Below are 7,247 nucleotides of genomic sequence, written 5' to 3'. Positions count from 1 at the left end.
CTCTGCACCGGTCTGGCGGACTTCATCTACCCGGAATAAGCCGAAACGCCCCACGCGGGCGTCGCGGCGGGTGGTTCCCGCCGCCTGACGATGGCAGCCTTTCCGTCGAACCCCAAACGTAGGAGTAGAACCATGTCCAAGGCGAAGACCACGAAGAAGGCCGCGACCCCGAAGGCGACCAAGACCGCGAAGGCCGCGCCGGCGAAGAAGGAAGCGACGACCAAGCCCGCCGCCAAGAAGGCGAAGGCCAACAGCGAGGCCAAGACGAAGAAGCTCAGCGCCATCGACGCCGCCGCGCAACTTCTCGCGGCGTCGAAGGAGCCGATGGGCTGCAAGCAGTTGATCGAGGCGATGGCGGCGAACGGCCTCTGGACCAGCCCCGGCGGCAAGACGCCGCACGCAACGCTGTACAGCACCATTCTGCGGGAGATCAACGAGAAGGGGAAGGAGGCCCGGTTCGCCAAGACCGAGCGCGGCAAGTTCGCCGCCAACGGGTGATACCCGCGACGGGTTCCGACCCAACGCCCCACGTTCGCCACGTTGGGGCGTTTTCTCGTTGGTAGACGCGCTGGGCGACCGGCTCGAACGGTCGCGACACGGGCCAAACAGGGCGTTCACGTCGCGACCTCCTGGGCCGCGACGCGTTCCGCCTTCCGCCCCGCGAACTTCTCCCAGCGCTGAACGATCACGTCGGCGTACAGCGCGTCGAGTTCCATCAAGAACGCCTTGCGGCCGGTCTGTTCGGCGGCGATGAGCGTCGAGCCGCTCCCGCCGAACAAATCCAGCACGTTCTCGCCGGGCCGCGACGAATACTTCATCGCACGAATGGCCAACTCGACGGGCTTCTCGGTCAAGTGAATCATCGACTGCGGGTTGACCTTCTTGATCGACCAGACGTCGACGGCGTTGTTCGGCCCGAGGTACACGTGCGCCGCCCCCTCGCGCCAGCCGTAGAAGCACCACTCGTGGTTGCCCATGAAGTCTTTCCGCGTCAGCACCGGGTGTTCTTTCACCCAGATAATCGCCTGCGAGAAGTAGAGGCCCATCGCCTTCAGCACCGGGGGATAGTTGCCGCAGTTAGCGTAGCCGCCCCAGATGTAGAACCCGCGTCCCGGCGAGAGTACGCGGGCCATGTTCCCAAACCACGATGCCAACAATTGATCGAACACCTCGTCGGTGACGAAGTCGTTTGCCAGCGGCCGGTCCTTGGCGCGAAGCTTTTTCTGTGTTGGCTTCGACTTCTCGGGGTGGCGGGCCAGATCGAGCGACTGGTGATGCTTTGGTCCGGCAAATGAACTAAGGCCCGCGGCGATGGCGTTGTTCGAGCGGGGCTCGACCTTCACGTTGTACGGCGGGTCCGTGTTCACCAGATGAATCACCGCGCCGTCAAGCAACCGGTCCACATCCTCGGGCTTGCTGCTGTCGCCGCAAAGCAAGCGGTGGTCACCGAGAATCCAGAGGTCGCCCGGCTGCGTGGTCGCCTCGTCGGGCGGGGCCGGCACGTCGTCGGGGTCGCATAGGCCCTCGTTCAAATCGCCGTTGAGCAGCTTGGCCAATTCGTCCTGGTCGAACCCGAGCAGACCGAGGTCGTAGTTCGCCGCTTGAAGGTCGGCCAATTCGATCGGCAGCAGATCGAGATTCCATTCGGCCAACTCGTTCGTCTTGTTGTCGGCGATGCGGTAGGCCTTGATCTGCTCCGGCGTCAGGTCTTTGGCTACGTGAACGGGCACCTTTTCCACGCCCAGCTTCTGCGCCGCCTTCCAGCGCGTGTGGCCAACGATGATCACGCCATCGGAATCGACGACGATCGGCTGGCGAAAACCGAACTCGCGGATCGACGCGACGACCGCGTCCACGGCGTCATCGTTGAGACGTGGATTGTTCGGGTACGGTTTGACATCGGACAGCTTCCAAAGCTCGATTTTCATTCGACTCGCGCTCCATCAAAAGAATTCGGACAAGCGAAACAAACTGTGCTTAATATGGGGCCTGTTCCCGCTGGCCGCCCGCCGACGTGGTCGCGTGGGAGAACCTAACTCCCCCCCGGCCCCTCCCTGCCACGTTGGCATACGCGCCACGTTGGCCCACGTCGCGGCCGGTTGGCCGTCGGACGATTCGTCGCGGGTTGCGGACGAACGCGCCTCGCGGCCACGTGGGCGACGACGTTGGGCGGTGTTGCACGCCGGACGTGCCGAACCTGCCGTACCTGCCGAACCTGTTTCCCTGCGACCAAAACCCGCGCGTGCGCGCCCGCGTGCGCGCGCGTACATGTGTGTGTTTACTGAAAAGGTTCGGCAAGGTTCGGCGTGTCGTCGCATCTTCTTTTCTCCCAATGGCTTGACGTGCCGAACCTGCCATTTTTGTGAGGTTCGGCATAGGTTCGGCAAACGCCTAAGGTTCGGCACTTTCGGGCACGGCGACGCGGTAGATGCTTCCCTTGCGCTCAGGGGTTCGGCTGAACACCGCGCTGCGGCCATCGATGAGCGCGAATGTCTCGCCGACAAATCGTCCGGCAATCGTGCCCATCTTGGTCGCCAATGAGCGCGCGGAGCCATCGCCGAGGTCGTCCTTCAGCAGACCCTGCTTGCCGCAGAGATTGACCATTTCGGCCGCGGTCCAATTGCCCTGCGGATGCTCCACGAGCGCGCCGACCAACTCGGTGAAGTCGCGGCGAGTTTCATCGAGCAGCGTTGCCGCCTCTTCGGCGTTAGCCAGAAAGTCGGGCTCGCCGCTGGCAGCAAGGATGCCGCCGACGATATTGCCCCAGGAACGCTTGTTGAACCGCGAATTTACTTTGGCCATCGGCATTCCGGCGGCTTTCCACCGTTCCACCATGCCGATGAGTTCGCCTAGTAGTTCGAGCCGATGTTCACGTGCGTAGCCCTCGGGATCGGCGATGGAGAATTCGCGCCGCTCAGGATCGCCTTCGTAGTAAAGGTTGATCACGACGCTGCGTGTGACGAGATCGCGACTGACGTCGGGCGTATTGGCCGTAATGCAGAATATGTGCGAGTTTTCGGCGCGGATTGATGCCGACTGACCTAGCAGCCGAAACGACAGGATCGGGTCGGTGATCGAACGCTCCAGGCACGCCGATTCGATGCGAGGATTTCGCCCTCGGCTTTTGGCGTTGTCCACGATGATGGTCGTATCGCCGCGCCGGACAATTGCGCCGAGCCGCTTCTCGAATTCCTCGTCGTTGGGATTGTAGCTGGCTGTTTCGGCGACTTGGCCGTCGCGGAGGATCGCGATGATCTGGGCCAGAATCGACTTGCCGAGTTCCGGCTGGTTGCCGTTGAAGAGAGCCGCGGGTTTCGAGCCGATGAATCGCGGCACGAGCAGCGCCGTCAGCAGCATGCCGAGGTAATTCGTCCGATCGGCTGGCTTCTTGAAACAGAAGTCGCGGAGCAATAAATCCACATGCTCGGTGTCGCTGCGGGCCTCGACCGCCGGCCCCGCGTAGTAGATGCCGGACTGGGCATCAAAGCCCGGCACAACAAGCCTCCAGTCATCAGTGTAGACCGGGTTGTGCGTGAACAGCTTGATCACCTGAAAACGACCTCGCTCGACGTGATGATTCAACCAGGTGTTGGCATACGACGGCGGGAATGGCTTGTATTGCCCGGCCTCTTCGTCGACGAAGAAAAACTCGACGTGCTGGTTGAGCAGCCCGGCCAATTCCGGCGACGAGAGGACCGCGACGATCTGCTGGTCGTAGATCACGACGAGTTGGTCGGCGCGATTGAAGCAGTTGCCGGCCGCAAGCAATTTGTCGGTCACTTGGTGAAGCGTATCGGCGACCGGCATGGTTGCCGGATCGACGGTGATCGTAGGACGCCCGTCTTCGTCCTCATCCGTATCGGAAGGCACATCGCCATCACCGTTCGCAGCAGCATCCTCGACGACCGTCGGCCCTTTGGGGGTCTTCGGTGCGGCGCATTTCTGCAGCTTGTCGAACGTAGCCGCACGAGCGTCGTATTCGGAGGCCTCCCAAGTGCGGTCGAAGTAGCGCTGACCGCCTTCGGCAAATTTGCCGACTTGCTGAACCTGGGCCCATACTTCTTCCTTGGCGATGCCGTTGCGGATTGCGAAGCAACAGAGCGAGAAATCAGCTTCGGACCGGCTGCCTGCCGGCGCGACGCCGCTCGCGGCAATGAGCTCCGCCAACTTATCGGCTTTGGACACCGAGATCTTCCGCGCCTTTGGCAAAGGCATGGCCGCGATTTTCTTCGCCCGCTCGGTTTCCAGCGACGCGGACTTCAGCGGCTCGAAGGTCGCGAGCGGATATTTACGCTCCGGATCGCATTCGACCAGTTCGGTCGGCACCGGCTTGCGGCCGTTCCGTTCATCCTTCCGGTTGAGAGTGCCCGGCAAACGCAGCAACCGCGACGGATCGGTCGTGTGGTCGCCGCCAATCGCTTTGGCGATGCCGGCCAGCACGTCTTGCAGGTGTTCCGCCTTCGGGCTGAGCCGCGACACGTGCCGCCGCTGATCCAAGTAGACCTTTTCGCCGTTTTCGACGATGTACTTCCGCGGCTTCTTGCGGCCGTCCGGCGTCTTCGTCCACTCGGTTTCCACAGGTGGCGGGTCGCCGGCGTCGTCGATCAAATACGGCGAGTCCAGCAGCCAGTACAAATGCACGCCGTTGCCGGAATTCACGATGACCGACGGCGGCGGCAAGCCCGCTTTGGCGATGCGCTCGCGGGCCTCGTCGAGAGTGACATGATCGATGTCGGTCCACAGAGCGCGTACCGTCCGAATCTGCCACGCCAAGTCGAAGCGGCCTTTGGGTCCGAATCGAGGGCAAACGCCGAAGAAGAGATTGAGCCGTTCCTGCGCCGCGCGCCTCAGAAGCTGTAGAACGGTCACCTGGACCAGCGCCGGGACCGCCTTGCGATAAAACGTGCTCTTATAATCGACGCGGCTGCGCTTTCTGTCTGCTTCGATCCATGTCTCGATCGGGCGAAACAAGATCGTGTCGGCTTCGTCGAAAAGCGCGCTTAGAAAACGCGCCGCAGGCTCGACATTGGCAATGAGGTCGTCCTGCATTGCGAAACCGTCATGCGTAGCGTCCTCCATCGCCGAGAACCTTGATGGTTAGCGAGTCCTCCCTGTTACGTTGCCTCGCTAAGCAGCGACGGCGGCCATCGATGAATTTACGCGCTCGATCTTGAACGAGTCTTCACCAAATTCGCGGAGTAGCAGGGATGTGAAAACGCGAATCACCGCAGCGCCGACCTCGTTCGTACCGTCGATGAGAATTGCTTGACGCGGCTCGTCGAGATGGTAGGAGAGGTCAAGGCGAACGCGGGCCACGCCGAACAACCCTTCGACCGCAAAAGTCGCGAGCTGCAGCGACATCTCCGCTTCGTCCAGCGGCACTTCCGATTCAAGACGAAATCGAAACACGTCGGCGGTCATAGGTAGCTCCTTTGCGAAGCGCGGTGCCTCTCCCGTTGTTACCTATGCCGTCGACGTGCTCGTGTGTCCGCGACATCACTATTTTTCGCCGAAACCCGCACGTTCAAACCGCTTTCGGATTGCGCCCATCGCCGCCTTGACCTTACGCCGCGATAAATCTTGCTCGGAACCGCCCATCATTCGACGGCAGACCTCGCGAAGATCAGACGGCAACGAGTCCAACGCAGAATCAAATGCCTGGGCGTCCTCAAAGATCTGCCGGTCGGACTTTGATGCGCCTCCGGTTCGCCGCTCGAGGTCGGCCGATGAGATCGTAGCCCCCAGCTTCGTGGCTGGTTCACCCGGCTGTTCGATCATCACCTCAAGCGACTGGATTTCGACGCCATCGGCTGGCGTTCGCTTGAGCCGACCGCGCTCGCGCAGAAGCATTGCTACAGCGGAGTCGATCACTCGGGCGATGAAGGTGCTGAGAGACGCTCGCCCCGCGTCGAACTTCTCGGCTTGGAGGATCAGGTGAGCCGCAAGCTCCTGCTCGATATCCTCCCGGTCGCTCCGGCTGAATCCTGGCCGCCGAACCAACTGCCGCGCCTTCACGCGGATCACGGTGCGTGCATACTCGTTGTAAACGTGGTGCCAATGAGAAACGCCTGACATTGAACTACCTCCGGCCGGAGGCAGCCAAACCAAGCGTATCGATGCAAGCAGAAGAAAACTGTGCCGCGGAAATGGTGAAACCGCAGTAACAACACAGGCTTGAATCATAACCGCCGGGTTATGGCCTCTCGGCTGGAGACCCGGCGTCACAAGTCGTGTTACGTTGTCACAAAGGCTGCTACATCTTTGCTGAGTTCACACGAGCCAATCGATTTCGCGGTCTGGGGAATAGCGACACGTAATCCCGGTCGAAACAAACGTCATGAGGTGCTGGCCCAGTGCGGGGAACTTGTCATGGATTTTCTCAATGCTGCGGTTGATGGCGGTGGTCACATTAACGCGAGCCCGCTCCAAGTCGCTTTTCGTTCGCGGCCGGTCGTTGAAACCGGTCGCCTTTAGTAATTCGTCTCCGACTGCTTCTATGTCGCCCTCCAGTTTCTGAATAAGGCCGTCGTCGTTGTTTTTCCGCGCTTTGGCAAGTTCCTCGTTGAGGTCGCGCCATTGTTCCGCGTAACTCTCTCGTCCTTGGGCGGTGACGTTCTCCCCGGACGACCCTGAAAAGGCCAGAACATCGAGACCGGATTGAGCCGCCAGAAGTAAATTCGCGGGTATACAGCGATTCCGTGCGGCCAAAAGACGAGCGATGTGCGCAAGCCCGACCGAGTCCTTGAAGTACTGTGTTTCGCCTTCAAACGTGATTTGCCAGTATTCGCCTTTGAGCAGGAAGACGTATGCCGCCGTCGATTGGTCCTCGGCCTGGGCAACCATCGCCGTCAAAACGCGACGATTGATCTCAATACCATTGGCTCCCAGCGATGCGATAGCCGAAAGCGCGACGACCGGCGGAGCAGCCCGGCCCCAATAATCCGGGGCCGGCCGTTCGTCGGGAACGAACACGATGGGCTTTAACAAGTCGGCAAATACCGGCACCAAGTCTTCCGTGCCCTTCCGTGCCAACCCGCGGGCCAAGACGACATCACGCATTTGTCCGTGCCAATTGATCTGCCCGAAGTGCCATACGCGGTCGCTCGCAAGCGACTTGACTGGATCGGTAATTCCAAGCGCAGCGCCGAGCGACGCCGCCAGCAACGGAACGTCGACGCTCCATTGCTGGCGGTCGGCGGCCGACACTTCCGCGCGCATCACTTCCGGACAGGGCATGAAGTAGCGCG

Annotated in this window: 6 protein-coding genes and 1 other RNA gene; 2 read left to right on the top strand and 5 right to left on the bottom strand. The window is 61.2% G+C overall.

The features are described 5' to 3' along the window. Nucleotides 1-38 precede the first annotated feature (38 nt). Both VHX65_14565 and VHX65_14560 read left to right on the top strand, forming a co-directional pair. An RNA gene (locus tag VHX65_14565) (hammerhead ribozyme type II) lies at nt 39-103 on the top strand. Nucleotides 104-132: 29 nt separating this feature from the next. Then, on the top strand, nt 133-498 hold the full coding sequence (locus VHX65_14560; GenBank protein ID HEX3999770.1) for an HTH domain-containing protein: 366 nt from the start codon (nt 133-135) through the stop codon (nt 496-498). A gap of 116 nt (nt 499-614) precedes the next feature. On the opposite strand, the gene VHX65_14555 is transcribed toward VHX65_14560, so the two are convergent. The 5 genes from VHX65_14555 to VHX65_14535 form a co-directional block, all read right to left on the bottom strand. Then, on the bottom strand, nt 615-1,928 hold the full coding sequence (locus VHX65_14555; protein HEX3999769.1) for a DNA modification methylase: 1,314 nt from the start codon (nt 1,926-1,928) through the stop codon (nt 615-617). 463 nt (nt 1,929-2,391) lie between these two features. Then, complete coding sequence (locus tag VHX65_14550) at nt 2,392-5,049, bottom strand: hypothetical protein (protein HEX3999768.1); 2,658 nt, start codon at nt 5,047-5,049, stop codon at nt 2,392-2,394. Nucleotides 5,050-5,127: 78 nt separating this feature from the next. Beyond that, nucleotides 5,128-5,421, bottom strand: coding sequence for a hypothetical protein (locus tag VHX65_14545; protein HEX3999767.1), 294 nt, complete (start codon nt 5,419-5,421; stop codon nt 5,128-5,130). Between the two features lie 78 nt (nt 5,422-5,499). Continuing rightward, on the bottom strand, nt 5,500-6,075 hold the full coding sequence (locus tag VHX65_14540; GenBank protein ID HEX3999766.1) for a sigma factor: 576 nt from the start codon (nt 6,073-6,075) through the stop codon (nt 5,500-5,502). A gap of 195 nt (nt 6,076-6,270) precedes the next feature. Beyond that, a complete protein-coding gene (locus VHX65_14535) occupies nt 6,271-7,206 on the bottom strand; it encodes a hypothetical protein (protein ID HEX3999765.1) in 936 nt (311 codons plus the stop codon). Nucleotides 7,207-7,247 lie beyond the last annotated feature (41 nt).

The sequence above is a fragment of the Pirellulales bacterium genome (genome assembly GCA_036267355.1).
Classification (GTDB): domain Bacteria; phylum Planctomycetota; class Planctomycetia; order Pirellulales; family DATAWG01; genus DATAWG01.
Note: the sequence above shows the minus strand (reverse complement) of the source record. Positions and strands in the feature narration are given on the sequence as shown.

What these genes read in the sequence shown, in the direction of transcription:
- VHX65_14560 (HEX3999770.1), top strand. Translation starts at nt 133, where the DNA reads ATGTCCAAGGCGAAGACCACGAAGAAGGCCGCGACCCCGAAGGCGACC.
- VHX65_14555 (HEX3999769.1), bottom strand. Translation starts at nt 1,928, where the DNA reads ATGAAAATCGAGCTTTGGAAGCTGTCCGATGTCAAACCGTACCCGAAC.
- VHX65_14550 (HEX3999768.1), bottom strand. Translation starts at nt 5,049, where the DNA reads ATGCAGGACGACCTCATTGCCAATGTCGAGCCTGCGGCGCGTTTTCTA.
- VHX65_14545 (HEX3999767.1), bottom strand. Translation starts at nt 5,421, where the DNA reads ATGACCGCCGACGTGTTTCGATTTCGTCTTGAATCGGAAGTGCCGCTG.
- VHX65_14540 (HEX3999766.1), bottom strand. Translation starts at nt 6,075, where the DNA reads ATGTCAGGCGTTTCTCATTGGCACCACGTTTACAACGAGTATGCACGC.